Source organism: Microbulbifer maximicatervae (SeqCode), from assembly GCF_056232625.1.
Genome location: NZ_CP174324.1, coordinates 1,107,599 through 1,123,605, shown reverse-complemented (window position 1 = coordinate 1,123,605; position 16,007 = coordinate 1,107,599). Strand labels below are relative to the sequence as shown.

Genomic DNA, 16,007 nt, shown 5'->3' with positions numbered 1-16,007 from the left:
AAATGGGAAATAAAAAAACCGCACTGAAGTGCGGTTTTTATACTGAATATCAAAGCAGGATCTGTAAGCTAAGCACTACCCAGCCAACGCGCCAAGGTTTCCCGAAGAAGATCCTTGCTCAGAGGCTTAGTCAGAAAATCATCCATACCTGCTGCCAGGCAACGGCCCTCAAATTGCTCTTCAGTAGTACTGGTTACAGCAACAATAGGCAGGCGATCATCCGGGCGGTGCTCAGACTCCCAGCGACGCAGTATCTCGATAATCTGCGCACTATGATCCGTATTTTGCTGGCAGTCCACTAACACCAAATCATAATGACCTTCAGACAAGCGAACTAAAGCATCATCCGCATCTACCGCTATATCTACCTGGTAACCCAGGGCCTGAAGCATTTCCTCAGTCACCCATTGATGAGGCCTAGACTCCTCCACCAACAACAAAGAGTAGTGACGCGGCTGATCCGCCCCACCGGTAACCACTCTTCGACAACTTCTTTTCGCACCGCCAAACAGTAATCCCACTAATGCATCGTGCAGTTCTTTACGGGTCACCGGTCGACTCAGATACTGTGCCGATGGTAAGAGTTGCTGCAAGTGAGCAAACTCACTTTTCTGGCCAAAGCCGCCCAGGCATACCAGGCGACTCTCTTTTTCACCAGCTTCTTGGGACTCTTCAAAGAAAGGCGTAATGGAGTCGAAAAGAGTCGAATCCCCCATTGCCGGTGCCATCATTACCAATTGGTTGCGTTCTACCGCTTGGCGAAGCAGCTGCTGGACTTCGCACTCACAACCTTCACACCAGCGGATCGACTTTACATCCATCCCAAAAGAACGCAGCACCTGCACCAGACCTGAAATAAACAGGCCTTTCTGATGAATTAACAGGACTTCAATATCCTGTATCTTTCTGTCCGGTGTGAGGTAGGTTCGCTGGTTTGGCTCGGTGGAATACTTGATCACCACCTGATAGCGGTTGCCATCTGGGGTTGAATGCAGTTGAAGGTAACCGCCCATTGCTTCGGCTAGGCCTTTAGCAATCGAGAGTCCGAGACCTGTAGTTACCTGGGTGGTATCCATACGGGAGAAGGCACCGAAAAGTTCGCTCTCGTCCGGCAATATCTCACCGCGCCCATCATCCATCAAAGTGATCGAGAGCTGCCCTTCTACCGTGGTGATCGGGTTATAAGATACCTCACCCCACAGCTCGCCTCTTTGGGCAATGCCAGTAGCGGAGTCCACCAGATTGCGAATCAGCTGGGCCGTCTTGCGATTATCCCCTGTCACCATCACCGGGAGATTGTCATCAATCTGGAAGTTAAATTCTAACTCCTGACTGTGGGCAGCTCTCGCTGCAAACTTGAATGATTTTTCTACAGTCTTAACTAGGTTAAAGGGGCCCTGGCGCAACCGAATATCTTTGCGAGCCACCCGGGTAAACAAGCCCACATTATCAACCAGTTTGAGTTGCTGGCTACTGGCAACCTTGGCCAGCTCTACCCATTCGCGCTGACGGTCACTCAATGGCTCAGCTTCGAGCAGCGCTAAGGCACCAAGGGAATCAGACAGCTGACTGCGGAATTCCTGTCCGATATTAACTATGAACTCATTGGTCAGTTCAACTGCAGCTTCAGAGTGTTTGCGGGCTGCAGCCAGGCTACTCGCTCTCTGTTGCAGCTCCTGCATCGCAGACAGACGCTCCCAATAGTTCTCCGATTCGCGACGGCCCTGGTGGGCGGTCAGCCAAATAAAAGCGAGGGTGAGAGTCCCGTAGATGGTCCCAAGGATCATGCCCGAGAACAGTGCCATTAGCGCTGCTGGCAGTAGTGAGGTTGCTGTGAACCAAGTCAGGAAACGATGGTAGGGAGAAAATACGGTGGTGACACTGGAGCAAAAGATTACCGAGTAGATCCACAGGAAGTGGGTCTCAGGCGCAAACCCCATTAAATAGACAAAGTAAAATAAAGTAATGCCCCACCAGGCTGAGCCGATAATCGAGAACAGGAAGTAACGATTGCGCCAACGATTTGGTCCCGAGCCATACAGGTGGTCGAAGCGAAAAACGTAGTAGCCCCTAATCAGGGTTAGTACTACCAGGCCGATTCCCATTGTTAATAACAGGCGCGGAGCTTCTAGGCGCATGTCGCCAATAGAGGCTGCGATTAGAAATGCAAAAAGGGAGAGCACCATGCCGCGCCGGGTATATTTGGCGATACGCATATCAGTTGCGCGGCAAATACGTCTGTCTTTTTGAACCTTGAGTTCAGGGCGATCAAATATAGACATTGCGACCTTCCCTGAGAGACTGGGTATCCGGTGCCATTGAAGCTCCCTAGCCTATCCCGAGTACTTCAACCAAAACGGTCTTTATTAGAAACCCCAGCAATCCAAGCCCCAGAGCGAGGAACAGAATAAATGTCCCAAATCTACCAGCCTTGGAGTCTTTTGCCAGGTTCCAAACAATAAACACCATAAATAGAATTAGTGCACCGATTCCCAACCACAAGGAATACTCTTCAAACTGCTCAAATGTCATGCGTGCATTCGCTTAAAAAATTGGCGCGCATTGTACAGTGCTTAAGGGCAACTGGTAAGTCATTGGCAAAATCTAGTCGACCACCGTACCATTTGGTAAAACTATAAATTCAAGCGCCCTGATAGTAGTCGCCATCCTCTGAAGCGTGAGTGCCGCAACGAAGCCTGCGAACCTCTTTATCGCGGTAGCGGCTGTCATGCCAGCATCTAGGAAGTGGCTCACCAGAGAGGAAGCATAAGTCAGTTTTATCGAAGACTTCTGGGTCCTGAATCTCTTCACCCCACAAATAACGGCCTACCACAGTCAGCTCGTAGGGATTCGAAAGTGTGACGATATCAGCCACTTCTACCAAATGCTTGGTGGATATGTCTTTAAAAAGCATAGTGGCACCTTTTTCCTCGTTACTAATCCATTATAGGGCTAAAGATGACATTTCCGCCTAAAACCACCCGACTTCTGTGAGGGTGCACACGATTGGGAGCCCGATGACAGAGTGAGCTTAAGAGGTGGTTACCGGGGAGAAGCAGGCCCGAGTTCTATATTCGAGCCTGTCAGTAGGGAGGTTACTAGCCTTCGATCGTCAATCGAGCGGAGACCATACCTTCATCCGCAAGGGCATCCAGATTAATCGTGCGAACAGCCATTTTCTCCTGCATTAGGCGATTCAACCAGGGTTGCAAATCCTGATAACGGACTTCTTCAATCCACAATCGGATGCGGTTTTCACCCTCAGGCTCAAAGCGCTTAATCACAATCTGGTTTTGTTTGGCCGCACCAGTAACGCGCTGCAGAAGAGTTCCTGAAGCACCACCAGCACCACCACCTGCGGGCTTTATTCGCTCCAGCGTTGGGCGCTGGCCCTCCATCCAGTTAACCAGCTCACGATTTTCTTCCGCTCGCAAGCGGGACTCATCAAAGAAGCCCTTTGCCGGAGAATACAGGCCATAAACAATAAAAATTACGGCTCCGAATATACTCAGCAGACCCAAGGCTCTCTGGTCATTGGGCGGAAGTGCCTGCCATTTTTGGCGCCACTGTTCGATCTGTTCTTTCATTATATTGCTACCACCAATCTCTTCTTACGCCTGGCTGCTTTATATAAACCGCTGGCTCTAACGTAAGCGAATACGGCCTGAAACGCCTTTTTTCAACTCGTTCGCACCTAACAAGTCCGCCTTGATCCCACCGCCAGATAGCTTGCTGACAAATGCATCGAGATCAGACAGGTTTTCTGCCTGAAGCTGCAACACCATTTCTCCACGCTGGCCATCAAAACGAAGGGACTGCAATTTTAATGCGCCCCCTTTGTGAGCAATCCAGACTTTACTCAACTGCTGCATCTGGGTAGAGAAAGCACCCCCCTGATTACCCGCGCCTTTCAGGAAACCTTCAAGCTGTCGGCGCATCTGGGCAGACGGTCGAGTATTCGGGAACAATTCCGTAAACATCGCCCGGGCCTGGTCTTCAGCCTGATTGCCCTTCCACTGATAAAAAGCACCGGCACCGACAAAAAACAGTAGCTGGATAACAAAACAAGCGGCAGCAACTTTAGCCGGGCGCACCCACCAAACCGCAGCGCTTTTATTACTCGATAACTGGTAATCTCCAGTTAGCAAGTTTGTTAGCAGTCCCAACTTGAACCGCTCAATAAAGACTTCTTCCGCTGAGCGCTGGTTCAGCTGTAAGCCATTGCCAAACTGGGATTCCAACTCAGCAATCAGCAGCCCATCCTGCTCACCAGCCCCCAGCAGTACTACCTGTTTGTTATCGATCGGCTCGCCGCTTTCTGAATCGTCTTCGCCTTCGGCTTCATCACCTTCATCAACTAATAGCGAACCGAGAAGAGGTTGTAAAAAATCGCGATTAACAGTTAGACCCTGCCCTGCACCTTTCCAGATATGCGCTTGGCCGCCATCGAGCCACAGGCGAATGTCACCTTCGATCAAGCTAAGTAATTCATACTCCGGCACTACAGCAGCCAGTGGCCACTGGAGCCGCTCCAACTGGGAGTGAAGCGCTTCTATTTTTTCAACATCAATGGCGTATACGCTGCAGAGATCACCGGTGCGGGGCCTGCAGGCAAAGTGTAAGTCCTCGACATCCTGGGCTAAGTGCTCCTCAACCATATAGCCAATAGCACTAGCCTGGCGACGAGCTGCCTTAGGTATAGTTTCGAGACCGCTCCATACCCAGTTACCAGGCACCATCAGTAGCGCTTTGGCGCCATCAGGGAGGTTGAGCTGAGGGAATTCAGGCCGCTCTTCGACAGCTTCAAATTCGGGATTAAATGCCTGAGCAAATTCTGAATCCAAGGCTACTTGTTGCCAATTACCCTCTTGCCACTGATGCAGGCGCAGAGTCAAGTCAGCAGTTTCGCTCAGCCGCAGCAGAACCAGAGACGACTGAGGAGGCGCTGTAGGGGCTTCAATCTCGTTAATGCTTTTCTTTTTAAACATACAATTTCTAACTATTCGCTCTCTTCAGTGCTTTCGTACTCGAGCAACTCCTGCATCATTTGACCAGAAAAGGCCCGGCGCTGGCGCTGGCGCACCCGAACCTTGCCATCTGTACTATTCCGAACCAGGGCGGACTCCCAATACTGCCTGTATTCGCCATCGCTTCCGAGTTGGACAGCAATTCGCGCCAGAAAGTGCTGGCTTTGAAAAGTAAAAGGCCCCGAGTTAGCGATTTCATAATCTGCATATTCACTCGAGTCACTGATATAACCACCCGACTCGCGAAGTTGCACCAACTTGGAAACACTTGCGGAAGGCTCAATCGCCTCGATTAACTCCTCAGAAGCCGTGTTGATATTCACCAGGGTTCCTGTCTCCGGGAGGGCACAAAGGAAAGGCACAAGTTTCTCCCAGTCCTCTAATTCCATATCTACTACCGATGACAACTCAGTAATATCAGTGATCATCATGTCCGGTGTTCTGTGGGCAAGTTCCCTTCCCAGGTAGCCGTCATCCTCTGTCCCCGAGGTTCGCGGGGTATCGCCATCGTCCACCCAATCCGCAATTGACTTGGCCAGGTCAGACTTGCCGGTAACATTATTCACCAGGCGCTGGAAGATCTCGAATTGATCACTATCGCTGCTATCAGACAAATTATTCACGTTAAAACATGAATGTAAGTCTTTGATATTCATGCGAATTTTGCCATTATCAGGATTGAACTGCAGAACTGGGAATGCCCAGGCCTCCAAGGCATGGTCTGCGGTTTCCTCCTCTTCCTGGTCTTCCTCGAAATCCTCCAACAGCGCTACCCGTGTCCAGGCCTCTGCCGCTTCAACAAACTCTGCCAACTGTGTGTTGGCCAACAGTGCACCGCTGCGGGAAATCGCAATCTGATCGCGCAAGATAGCGTGGGATACCGCCGCGATGGCAATCACCATCACCAGCAGTACAACAATCAGAGCCACCCCTTTTTGACGAGCCAGCGACCTCGGCATTTTTCTACCTTTCATCGCCTAACGCCCGTCATCATCATCGTCGTCAGCAGAGGAACTGTCTTCCGCTGCCAGTATCTGGAAGACACGACGGACCTCCCCGTACTGCCGAGTGACAATAACAAATTCAATAGCTTGCGGAAGCCGTATATCCGCTTCTGTTTGGGAACCGTCCGAACTGATCGGTGGCCACTGGGCAACCCAGGCATCAGTGTCTGGGTCCAGGTATTGAAGGCTTAAACTTTCGACTCCCATTAGCAGAGGCTCGGCGATGGGCGCAGAATCGGGAGACCGATCCAAGACCTGCCAGCGACTGCGCAGTAATAACCCACCTATATCGTCCTCGCCCTCCCGGCCAGTGCCGGTGGTCAGGGAGTCGATCTCAAGATCCTCGGCGTATCCGATGCTATAACTCAAACGCAATAGCTCGCCCCGAGGTTCCCCGGTGAGATTTGCCGCACCAAGGCGTGTAAATTCCAACTCGTCTTCATCACCACGTAACGCATGCTCATAACCGCTGTAGGCATTCTTAACAGCGCGGGCAGTTACCTGGCGAAAATCATTGTCAATACGGTACATCGCCATAGAAAAGCGACGTAGCTGCTCGGCCCTCTGGTCCACCATCTCTTCGGTGTCAAAAAAGAGTCCCAACAGTGAAAAGGAACCGACACTGATAATGGCGACAAGAACTAAAACTATGAGGACTTCAATGAGGGTAAAGCCCGACTGGCTGGGAAGGCGCAAAGACATATCAGTTACTCCTCCGCAGCCCAAGCATCCAGGGTCAGAGTTGGGTACTCAGCATCCAGGTGGCCTACTTCAATAATGATATGGCGCAAGCGCTCATTACTGGTGGCCTCCACTCGGGCACTAACCTCCCACTCCCTTTGCCCCAGGACCACCTGATCTGTTTGTTCCCCTAAAGGAGGCCAAGGAGTTTGCACACGGACTTGGGAGAGCACTTGTTGGGCAACCCAGTTTGCCGAGAGGCGATCCTCCATCACCCGCTGCTGGCCAACACTGCGCTGCATTGCCTTCAGAACACTGGCGGCAATAACCCCAAAAATAACCAGGGCTATCAAGACTTCTACCAATGTAAAACCGCGCTGGGCTCTCTTAAAATTCATCGGCCTGCCACTCTAGCTGCAATCCGTTCAGGCTGGTGTAAGAAATAGTTGCACCTCGAACATCGTTGCCATTTTCGACAAGGTACATGGCAACTTCCACGGGAAGTACCTCTCCACTGGAGAGAGCAACAAATTGCGGAACGACTCGATCTTCATTGGTCTCTTCTGCAAATTCCGTGGATTCTGTCGACGGCAGCTCCGCCTCAGTTATCACTTCAAGGCGAACAATTTCCGGCAATTCATGGGTGGCAAAACGCGCAGCACGCCTCCCCGACGCAACCGAATCTATCGGCAACCAGGTCATTGTTTCTTGCTCAAAATGCACCACGCTATAAGTGCCCTGTTCAAAAACAACGCCGTAATGCATTTTGTCAATCAGGGCTCGATCCGCAACCAACTGCAAAAGGGCCGACAAGCGCTGGGCTTCTTTTTGCCACACGCGCCCGCCGGAATTCCCCATCGATAGAGTCGCCATGCCAGCCAGAGAGGCGATGATGACAATCACTACCAACAGTTCGATCAGCGTAAAGCCACGGCTTCGACCGATGCTATACATCAAGTGCAAATTTCAGGTGTTACAGGTCAGTAACGTAGATATCAGCAGCTTCGCCCTCACCGCCCGCTTTGCCATCGGCACCGAGGGTGAATAGGTCGTAGGCACCGGCACTGCCTGGGCTGATGTACTGATATTCATAGCCCCAGGGATCTTTTGGCGCTTTCTTCAGGTAGGGCTCAGTCCAGTTCTTCGCTTCGGGGAAGCCGGATGGGCGGGATACCAGTGCCATCAGGCCCTGATCAGAGCTGGGGTAGACAAAGTTATCCATGCGGTAAAGGTCTAGTGCAGTCTCGATAGCTTTCAGGTCAACCCTGGCCGCTTTCATTCGAGCTTCGCCGGTCTTGCCAAGAACATTAGGTACAACCAGTGCACCAAGCACCCCGAGAATTACGATCACCACCATAATTTCAATCAGGGTAAAGCCACCACTTTTACGTAGGGTTTTCATTTTTCTCTCCTAGTTCACTCTAATTCTGGGAACCCCAAGGGTCACGATACCCTTCGTGACCCCAATTATTTAAAAGTCACCAAATCAGTAAATTACACGATTCCCCAGCCTAAAGCAGCAACATGCCCAGCAAAACTGCCGCTCCCAGCCCAACAAGAATCTTCGACGCCTCTAGCAGTGTAAAGCCGGCGCTGTTGCGCAAGGATTTCATACCAACCTCCTGAAGCAGCTACGCAATTTCTCTTCGACCTACATCTAATTTGAGCATTAAACAACCAATTCGTTCATGCTCAGAATCGGCATCATAATAGCCATAACGATGAACAACACGATGGCAGCCATTATCAGCAGCATCAGAGGTTCAAAGATGCTCACAAAGGCAGTTACCGCACCCTGCAAATCCTGCTCTTGCGAATCCGCCGCACGCTGAAGCATTTCATCGAGAGTGCCCGAAGACTCACCACTTGCGATCATATAGATCATCATCGGTGGGAAATAGCCTACATCTTCCAGGGCTTTACGAAGGCTCCCGCCCTCGCGCACGCTCTTTTGAGCCGCATCGAGTCGGTCTTTAAGGAAGGTATTGGTCATTACTCCACCGGCAATACCCATGGCTTGAACCAGCGGCACACTGCTGCCCGTAAGAATCGCCAAGGTCCCTACATAGCGAGCACTCTGCGTCCCCCGCATCATCCAGCCAATAATTGGCAGCTCCAGCAAACGGTGGTGGAAACGATATCGAATTGCCGGGCGCCGCAGCATCATCACAGCACCAAAAATGAGCGCCCCAAGTGCCGGCGGCACCAGCCAGCCCCAGGCAGAAATAAAATCGCTCATGGAGACCAGGATGCGGGTAGCCAGCGGCAAAACCTGCCCGGTGCCAGTAAATACCTCGATAACATCAGGTACCACGTACACCATCAAACCGGTTACAACCAATACACAGATAAATACCAAAACAACTGGGTAGATCAGAGCCAGCTGCACCTTCTGCCGAAATTGCTGCTGCCCTTCCGTGTAGTCACCAAGGCGATCCAGCACCGCATCCAAATGACCAGAGTGCTCCCCTGCTTCAACCGTAGCGCGATAGAGTTTGGGAAATGCCCGAGGGAAACTACTCAGGGCCAAGGCAAAGCTGTGCCCCTCAAGAATTTTGCCCCGAACAGCCAATACCACGCGTTTGATTTTTTGGTTGCGAGTCTGGTTGGCAATGGCCCCAAGGGTTTCTTCCAGGGGAATACCCGCTCGAAGCAAAGTGGACATCTGCCGAGTTAGCAGGGCCAGGTTTTTAACACTCAGCCCAGGGCTACCAGATAGAAAGCTGGCGCCGCCCTTCTCTTCTTTCTCGGTAGCTGCACTGACTTCCAGGGGCACCATGCCTTTCGCGCGCAGTTGCTGCCGCGCAGCGCGCGCGCTATCCGCCTCGAGCGTACCGCGACTCTTGCGGCCGGATGCTGCCAGCGCTGTATACTCAAAAGCTGCCACAATCAGGACTCCTGCGTAACTCGTAGTACTTCCTCAAGGGAGGTCCTACCCGCTAGTACTTTCTCTACGCCATCGTCACGGATGCTGGGGCCAAGCTTGCGGGCTTCCGCAACCAACTTGCTCTCTGAAGCGCGATCGTGGATCAATTGGCGCATCACTTCGTTGAGCGGCACCAATTCATAGATACCGATACGACCGACATAGCCACTGTGATTACACTCTTCACAGCCATTAGGTCGATAGATGATCGCTTCCTCATCAGGCCCGACGCCCAAAACCTCACGCTCGCTGCTGTCAGCCACATGAGGCTGCTTGCATTCAGGACACAGAACTCGCACCAGGCGCTGGGCAAGAACACCAATCACGCTGGACGATAGAAGGAAAGGCTCAATTCCCATATCCACCAGACGGGTTACCGAACCCAAAGCGGTATTGGTGTGCAAGGTTGAAAGTACCAAGTGTCCGGTCAAACTCGCCTGGATTGCAATCTGCATAGTCTCCAGATCTCGAATCTCACCGACCATCACTACATCCGGGTCCTGACGCAGGATCGCGCGAAGCCCCCGGGCGAAAGTCATATCAGCTTTGGTATTTACCTGAGTCTGCCCAACCCCTTCCAGGTTGTATTCCACCGGGTCCTCGACCGTCAGAATGTTCTTCTCACGGTTATTGATACTACCGAGGCCAGCATACAAGGTGGTGGTTTTACCGGAGCCCGTTGGTCCGGTCACCAGGATAATGCCGTGGGGGTGTCCCAACAGGTCTGTCATCACGCGCAAGTCGCGATCTGCCATCCCCAGCTTACTCAGGTCCATTTTGCCCGCTTGCTTATCCAGCAAACGCATTACCACCCGCTCACCCGCCGATGACGGCATGGTGGAGACACGTACATCTACCTCTCGGCCAGCCATCAAAAGGGAGATCCGGCCATCTTGAGGCACGCGTTTCTCGGCGATATCCAGTTTTGCCATTACTTTAATACGGGATACCAGTAATGGAGCCAGAGCTCGCCGGGGTTGCAGTACTTCACGAAGTACACCATCGACCCGGAAGCGCACGACGAGGCGCTTCTCAAAGGTTTCAATATGAATATCCGAGGCGCCCTGCTTGAGCGACTCGGCAAAAATTGCGTTGATCAATTTGACGATAGGTGCATCGTCTTCCTGTTCCAACAAGTCCTCAGTCTCAGGCAGCGAATTGGCGACCGCTGCAAGATCCAGGTCTTCACCCAGGCCCTCGACTTCGGAGAGGTTGCCACCCTCCCTGTTTTCATACAGACGCTGCAAAGCACCCTGGAAAACATCTTCCTCTACAGCCTCCAAAGATACAGCCGCACCACTGATGCGCTGTACTTCGGCAACCGCTGATGGACTCAGCGGCGCCACATATTGGCAGAGGGGTTTGCCTTCCTGCTCGGTTAACAGAACCTTGTGACGCTTTGCGAAAGCGTAAGGAAGGCGGCGAATTGTTGGAGTCCCTGTTCCTGTTTCAGCCGTCATTTAGCTTCTTCTACCTCCAACACCTCAACCTCAACATCCACGTCTTCTTCGACTGATTCAATGGCAGCACCATCTATAGAACCATCTACTGGCGCAGGGCTCTCGTTGTAGGTGCCTGTTGGCGGCATCAGGTCAGGTAGTACATCACCGCGGTGCCAATCCCAGATCAGGCTGGTGCGGTCTTTCAGGAATATTTGCTTCTGCTGCATATCCATGTAGCGCTTGCGCGTCTCCTCATAGCCAGCAACCTGACTGCTGAGGATTCTGGGACGCAGGAACACCATCAGATTAGTTTTGCTAACACTCTTCTCAGTGTTTCTGAACAGGCGACCAATGCCGGGAATATCACCGAGGAGAGGCACTTTGGACACGGTTTCATTCACCTGATCCTCCATCAAACCACCCAGTACCAGGATCGCGCCATCATCGATCAATACTTTTGTGCGGATCTCACGCTTGCTGGTAACGATATCGGACGCACCTTCCGCTGCAGCCGTAGCAGAAGACAAAACGTTTTCAACCTTTTGCTCGATCTCGAGAGTTACCGAATTGTTGTTATTCACACGGGGAATCACTTTAAGAGTGGTACCCACATCCTCACGCTGGATGGTGGTAAACGGATCATCGTTACTACCAGACAGCAACTGTTCACCGGTAATAAAAGGTACGTTCTGGCCCACCAAAATCTCAGCTTCTTCATTATCCAAAGCCATAATTGTTGGTGTAGAAAGGATATTGGTATTGCTCTCCGACGCTACGGCATTAATCGCAGCACGGATATCACCGCCACTGAGGTAGCCCAGGTGCAATGCGCCAGCTCCCACCAAATCAGTCACAGGAAGTGAAAATGGGTTGGGTTCCCCATCGGAATCCGTACCTAACTGGTTATTCCAACCGGCAACAGCATTACTGCCGGAACCAGCAATCCAACTAATACCCAGTTCGCTACCTGTACCTTCAACTACCTCTACAATAATTGCCTCAATCAAAACCTGCGCTCTGCGCACGTCTAACCTGGCAATAACACCTTTCATAGTTTCAAGGAGAGCGGGAGGAGCAGTTAATACGAGTGCATTGAGCGACTCGTTAACTTGAATGCTGACTTCAATATTCGCCGCTTGCTGGTCTTTCTCTGTGTTCTGGATACTACCGCTCATACCCTCGAGGATAGGCTTCAGATCTGCTGCATTGGCATACTGGATATAAACAACTGCGGTGTTGCCTTCGCCATCCAGCGGTGCATCAAGACGGCCTATTACCGTCTTAATCTGCTGGCGGGTAACAGGGTCTCCGGTCAGGAGAATACTATTGGAACGTTCATCAACAGAAATACGCAGTGGTTGCACTTCCTTACCCGCTTTGCCTCCACTCGATTGAAGTAGATCGGTAAGAACTTGCTTTACTTCCTTCGCAGAAGCAAACATCAACGGCACCACTTCAATATCAATAGCGCCGGCGCGGTCAAGTTGCTTCACCAGGCGAATAATCTGGTCAATATTCGCAGCGCGGTCAGCAATAATCAGAGTGTTGGTATCAGCATAGGCAGCCAAGTGCCCAGTTTGCGGAATCAGCGGGCGCAACATAGCAATCAGCTGCGAAGCGGAAATATTCTCAACCCTTACCGTGCGAACAACCAGGGATTCCGCAGGAGCTCGAGTGGTCTCATCTGCGACAGGTATCGCCTGCTGCTTGGCCAGCGCATCGGGAACCACTTTCCAGGTTCCGCCCTGTTCCACCAAACTAAAGCCATTGACTTGAAGCACCGACATAAATACATCAAAGGCTTCATTGTGAGTCATTGGGTCACCGGCAACTACGGTGACCTTACCCTTAACATTCGGGTGGACAATAATATTTTTGCCAGTGAAATCAGCAGCCCAATTGATCAGATCACGAATGTCTGCATTGTCGAGAGAAAGGGTAACCCGCTCCGGGCCCTGAGCCAGCGTTGCAGTACAAACAAAAAAACTCAATCCGACCGCAAGCAGCCGTCGATAAAACATCTTCATCATTATTTATCTGGCTCTAGTAAATGTTCAAAAAATCAAAACAATCTAGGTAGATAGTTTTTATTTAGGCTCACGCTGAGCACGACGCTCGCGGGCCAATTCACGCAGTTGCTCCATTCTCTCCCGAATGTTCTGCTGGTTCTCATCTCTTTGAGCAGTTCTTCTGGAGGAGCTGGAACTTGACGTTCTCTGTCTGGAACTGCTGACGCCTCTCAATGGTACGTTTGGCCTTCCGTCCACTTCTGGGTATGTCAGTTTTTCCATCCTGCCATTACGACGAAGAACCACATGGTCAACCTCAACAGAATAAAGTTCGGCACCACCCGGAAGCCGATCACCGACATACAAACGCTTGGAGGGTTTACCTTTCTCCGACACCAGAGCACTGGCTTTGGTTTTATTGGAGCTGTCAAAAACACCGGATAAAACAATATTCAGCTGGGTCAGAGGAATATTTTCGAGGTCGACTTCAGGGACTTCTGTAGCCTTTTTAGGTTCAGCACGTCCAAAGAACGGCGTGCTGGGAAGACTGGCAGCGCTGGGGGGAGGAGCACCTTTCGGGCTTTTACGCTCCGCGAGCAGGGATTCCTGAGGATCGCTTGGGACCAATAGGGAGCCATAGGCAAACAAATTGCCAGACAACCACAACAGGCCAATAGCTGACGCCGCCATAGTGCCACGGGAGAGACCTTTGCTCGACTCGCCCTGGGCAAACTTATTGCCAATTGAGCCAACGGCTCGCGCTAGAGGGGACATGAACATACCCACATACAAGTTCAACTTTCTGAGGTTATTGGTTTTTGACGCCTATTTTCTTGCCTCAGCCCGGGAAAGGCAACGCTCTTTCAAGTTAAACGCCGCAAACCCTCATTTCGTCCCTTAAATTGCACACTAGTTCCGCAGGTTGTCACCAAAAAACGAAAAAAGGCGGCATGACGCCGCCTTTTTCAATGCCCGCTAGTATAGCAATCGGGCATTACAGCTTTGTTTCAAGCTCTGGTACAGCTTCAAACAGGTCAGCTACCAGACCGTAGTCAGCAACCGAGAAGATCGGTGCTTCTTCGTCTTTATTGATGGCTACGATAACTTTGGAGTCTTTCATACCTGCCAAATGCTGGATTGCGCCAGAGATACCAACGGCAATATACAGGTCAGGAGCAACGATCTTACCGGTTTGGCCAACCTGCATATCGTTAGGTACGAAGCCTGCATCCACAGCAGCACGGGAGGCACCAACTGCAGCACCCAGTTTGTCGGCCAGCTTGTACAGCATTTCGAAGTTTTCGCCATTCTGCATGCCGCGGCCACCAGAAATGACTACGCTCGCAGCGGTCAGCTCAGGACGATCGGATACAGCCAGCTCTTCGCCGACAAAAGAGGAAACACCAGCGTCATCCGCGATATCTACAGACTCAACCGCTGCACTTCCACCTTCAGCCGCCACGGCGTCAAAGGCAGTGGTACGTACAGAGATTACCTTGATGGCATCAGAGCTCTGTACAGTGGCAATGACGTTACCCGCATAAATCGGGCGCTTGAAAGTATCTGCACTTTCAACAGCGACGATGTCGGAAATCGGCTGAACATCCAGCAGCGCAGCAGCGCGTGGCAGCATGTTCTTACCGGTAGTAGTGGCTGGAGCCAGGATATGACCGTAGTCTTTACCTAAGTCCGCTACCAGCTTGGCAACGTTCTCAGCCAACTGGTGCTCGTAAGCGGCATTATCTGCCAGCAGTACCTTGGAAACACCTTCAGCTTTAGCAGCAGCTTCCGCTACAGGGCCGCAGCCAGATCCAGCAACCAATACAGCAACATCACCACCAATAGCCTTGGCAGCAGCGATGGTGTTGAGCGTAGCGCCCTTCAGTTCGGCGTTGTCGTGTTCAGCAATAACCAGAATGCTCATCAGATTACCTTCGCCTCGTTTTTCAGTTTCTCTACCAGTTCAGCAACGTCAGCAACCTTAATGCCTGCTTGACGCTCAGCCGGCGGCTCAACTTTCAGGGTTTTGGTGCGGGGAGTAATATCAACGCCCAGCTCATCCGGGGTCGTGGTATCGAGAGGCTTACGCTTTGCCTTCATGATGTTAGGCAGGGAGGCGTAACGCGGCTCATTCAGGCGCAGGTCAGTAGTAACAATGGCAGGCAGTTTCAGTTCAACAGTCTGCAGGCCGCCGTCAATTTCACGAGTTACCTTAACAGCGTCGCCTTCTACGGCAACTTCAGAGGCGAAGGTACCCTGCCCCATGCCAGTCAAAGCACCCAGCATCTGGCCGGTCTGGTTGTTATCGCCATCGATGGACTGCTTGCCCAGAATTACCATTTGAGGCTCTTCTTTCTCAACAATCGCTTTCAGGCATTTGGCTACTGCCAGAGGCTGCAGCTCAGCATCGGTCTCAACCAGGATACCGCGGTCGGCACCCAGGGCTAGTGCAGTGCGGATTTGCTCTTGGCATTGCTTGGAGCCCATGGAAACGGCGACTATCTCGCTGACAACGCCTTTTTCCTTCAAGCGCACCGCCTCTTCTACTGCGATTTCGCAGAAGGGGTTGATAGACATTTTGACGTTGGCTGTATCAACGTCAGAGCCGTCCGCCTTGGGGCGAACCTTGACGTTGTAGTCAACAACGCGTTTCACAGCTACAAGAACTTTCATGGAAATCCCGTCTCAAATATGCTTTTTAACAGCCGCGACTGATAATTCACGTCGCGAACGGATACGGTGTTCTGGTCAAACAAGTGTTTGAACGGCGTGTATGGTGGCGGTTCTATAGCGCAAAATCAATAGTCAAATGGAAGTCCCTCCTGCCATTCACAAAATCTATTTCCGGGAATAAGAACCACCTATCCACCCCCAGTAAGCCGTTGAAATACAGCGCATTTGCCATAACAAATGAATAG

General features: G+C 51.6%; 16 protein-coding genes. All 16 read right to left on the bottom strand.

Features of this window, described 5'->3' with window-relative positions; all coding sequences use genetic code 11:
* Nucleotides 1-68: 68 nt before the first annotated feature.
* Nucleotides 69-2,282 (bottom strand): hybrid sensor histidine kinase/response regulator, encoded by a 2,214-nt coding sequence (locus tag ACJJI6_RS04900; protein ID WP_475712654.1) that lies wholly within the window; start codon nt 2,280-2,282, stop codon nt 69-71.
* A gap of 46 nt (nt 2,283-2,328) precedes the next feature.
* A complete protein-coding gene (locus tag ACJJI6_RS04895; protein ID WP_282932717.1) occupies nt 2,329-2,532 on the bottom strand; it encodes a DUF2788 domain-containing protein in 204 nt (67 codons plus the stop codon).
* A gap of 109 nt (nt 2,533-2,641) precedes the next feature.
* Nucleotides 2,642-2,914, bottom strand: a complete 273-nt coding sequence (locus ACJJI6_RS04890; RefSeq protein WP_282932716.1) for an acetyltransferase — start codon at nt 2,912-2,914, stop codon at nt 2,642-2,644.
* Nucleotides 2,915-3,098: 184 nt separating this feature from the next.
* Entirely contained in the window at nt 3,099-3,587 is a 489-nt protein-coding gene (locus ACJJI6_RS04885; RefSeq protein WP_413665700.1) for a type II secretion system protein M, read from the bottom strand.
* Nucleotides 3,588-3,644: 57 nt separating this feature from the next.
* Nucleotides 3,645-4,988, bottom strand: coding sequence for a type II secretion system protein GspL (gspL, locus tag ACJJI6_RS04880; protein ID WP_475712653.1), 1,344 nt, complete (start codon nt 4,986-4,988; stop codon nt 3,645-3,647).
* 11 nt (nt 4,989-4,999) lie between these two features.
* The gene (gspK, locus tag ACJJI6_RS04875) at nt 5,000-6,001 is read right to left on the bottom strand and encodes a type II secretion system minor pseudopilin GspK (RefSeq protein ID WP_444927724.1); all 1,002 of its coding nucleotides are present in this window, start codon (nt 5,999-6,001) and stop codon (nt 5,000-5,002) included.
* A gap of 3 nt (nt 6,002-6,004) precedes the next feature.
* Nucleotides 6,005-6,733, bottom strand: coding sequence for a type II secretion system protein GspJ (locus tag ACJJI6_RS04870; protein ID WP_445361941.1), 729 nt, complete (start codon nt 6,731-6,733; stop codon nt 6,005-6,007).
* Nucleotides 6,734-6,738: 5 nt separating this feature from the next.
* Nucleotides 6,739-7,110, bottom strand: coding sequence for a type II secretion system minor pseudopilin GspI (gene gspI, locus ACJJI6_RS04865; protein ID WP_444897205.1), 372 nt, complete (start codon nt 7,108-7,110; stop codon nt 6,739-6,741).
* Complete coding sequence (gene gspH / locus ACJJI6_RS04860; RefSeq protein ID WP_445358414.1) at nt 7,100-7,666, bottom strand: type II secretion system minor pseudopilin GspH; 567 nt, start codon at nt 7,664-7,666, stop codon at nt 7,100-7,102. Before gspH ends, gspI begins: the two co-directional genes overlap by 11 nt.
* A 19-nt stretch (nt 7,667-7,685) precedes the next feature.
* The gene (gene gspG, locus ACJJI6_RS04855) at nt 7,686-8,114 is read right to left on the bottom strand and encodes a type II secretion system major pseudopilin GspG (RefSeq protein ID WP_282932708.1); all 429 of its coding nucleotides are present in this window, start codon (nt 8,112-8,114) and stop codon (nt 7,686-7,688) included.
* A gap of 267 nt (nt 8,115-8,381) precedes the next feature.
* A complete protein-coding gene (gspF, locus tag ACJJI6_RS04850) occupies nt 8,382-9,599 on the bottom strand; it encodes a type II secretion system inner membrane protein GspF (protein ID WP_413665695.1) in 1,218 nt (405 codons plus the stop codon).
* A 2-nt stretch (nt 9,600-9,601) separates the two neighbouring features.
* A complete protein-coding gene (gspE, locus tag ACJJI6_RS04845; RefSeq protein ID WP_475712652.1) occupies nt 9,602-11,098 on the bottom strand; it encodes a type II secretion system ATPase GspE in 1,497 nt (498 codons plus the stop codon).
* A complete protein-coding gene (gene gspD / locus ACJJI6_RS04840) occupies nt 11,095-13,110 on the bottom strand; it encodes a type II secretion system secretin GspD (protein WP_413665693.1) in 2,016 nt (671 codons plus the stop codon). The genes gspE and gspD overlap by 4 nt, the downstream gene beginning before the upstream one ends.
* Nucleotides 13,111-13,167: 57 nt before the next feature.
* Nucleotides 13,168-13,863, bottom strand: a complete 696-nt coding sequence (locus tag ACJJI6_RS04835) for a type II secretion system protein N (RefSeq protein ID WP_475712651.1) — start codon at nt 13,861-13,863, stop codon at nt 13,168-13,170.
* A 220-nt stretch (nt 13,864-14,083) separates the two neighbouring features.
* Entirely contained in the window at nt 14,084-15,013 is a 930-nt protein-coding gene (locus ACJJI6_RS04830; protein WP_413665691.1) for an electron transfer flavoprotein subunit alpha/FixB family protein, read from the bottom strand.
* Nucleotides 15,013-15,762, bottom strand: coding sequence for an electron transfer flavoprotein subunit beta/FixA family protein (locus ACJJI6_RS04825; RefSeq protein ID WP_282932702.1), 750 nt, complete (start codon nt 15,760-15,762; stop codon nt 15,013-15,015). Before ACJJI6_RS04825 ends, ACJJI6_RS04830 begins: the two co-directional genes overlap by 1 nt.
* Nucleotides 15,763-16,007: the final 245 nt, after the last annotated feature.

Bases quoted from the DNA above. Each gene is read 5' to 3' on its own strand.
- gspK (WP_444927724.1), bottom strand. From the start codon at position 6,001: ATGAAAGGTAGAAAAATGCCGAGGTCGCTGGCTCGTCAAAAAGGGGTG.
- gspG (WP_282932708.1), bottom strand. From the start codon at position 8,114: ATGAAAACCCTACGTAAAAGTGGTGGCTTTACCCTGATTGAAATTATG.
- ACJJI6_RS04895 (WP_282932717.1), bottom strand. From the start codon at position 2,532: ATGACATTTGAGCAGTTTGAAGAGTATTCCTTGTGGTTGGGAATCGGT.
- ACJJI6_RS04825 (WP_282932702.1), bottom strand. From the start codon at position 15,762: ATGAAAGTTCTTGTAGCTGTGAAACGCGTTGTTGACTACAACGTCAAG.
- ACJJI6_RS04835 (WP_475712651.1), bottom strand. From the start codon at position 13,863: ATGTCCCCTCTAGCGCGAGCCGTTGGCTCAATTGGCAATAAGTTTGCC.
- gspE (WP_475712652.1), bottom strand. From the start codon at position 11,098: ATGACGGCTGAAACAGGAACAGGGACTCCAACAATTCGCCGCCTTCCT.
- gspL (WP_475712653.1), bottom strand. From the start codon at position 4,988: ATGTTTAAAAAGAAAAGCATTAACGAGATTGAAGCCCCTACAGCGCCT.
- ACJJI6_RS04870 (WP_445361941.1), bottom strand. From the start codon at position 6,733: ATGTCTTTGCGCCTTCCCAGCCAGTCGGGCTTTACCCTCATTGAAGTC.
- ACJJI6_RS04890 (WP_282932716.1), bottom strand. From the start codon at position 2,914: ATGCTTTTTAAAGACATATCCACCAAGCATTTGGTAGAAGTGGCTGAT.
- gspI (WP_444897205.1), bottom strand. From the start codon at position 7,110: ATGAATTTTAAGAGAGCCCAGCGCGGTTTTACATTGGTAGAAGTCTTG.
- ACJJI6_RS04900 (WP_475712654.1), bottom strand. From the start codon at position 2,282: ATGTCTATATTTGATCGCCCTGAACTCAAGGTTCAAAAAGACAGACGT.
- gspH (WP_445358414.1), bottom strand. From the start codon at position 7,666: ATGTATAGCATCGGTCGAAGCCGTGGCTTTACGCTGATCGAACTGTTG.
- ACJJI6_RS04830 (WP_413665691.1), bottom strand. From the start codon at position 15,013: ATGAGCATTCTGGTTATTGCTGAACACGACAACGCCGAACTGAAGGGC.
- gspD (WP_413665693.1), bottom strand. From the start codon at position 13,110: ATGATGAAGATGTTTTATCGACGGCTGCTTGCGGTCGGATTGAGTTTT.
- ACJJI6_RS04885 (WP_413665700.1), bottom strand. From the start codon at position 3,587: ATGAAAGAACAGATCGAACAGTGGCGCCAAAAATGGCAGGCACTTCCG.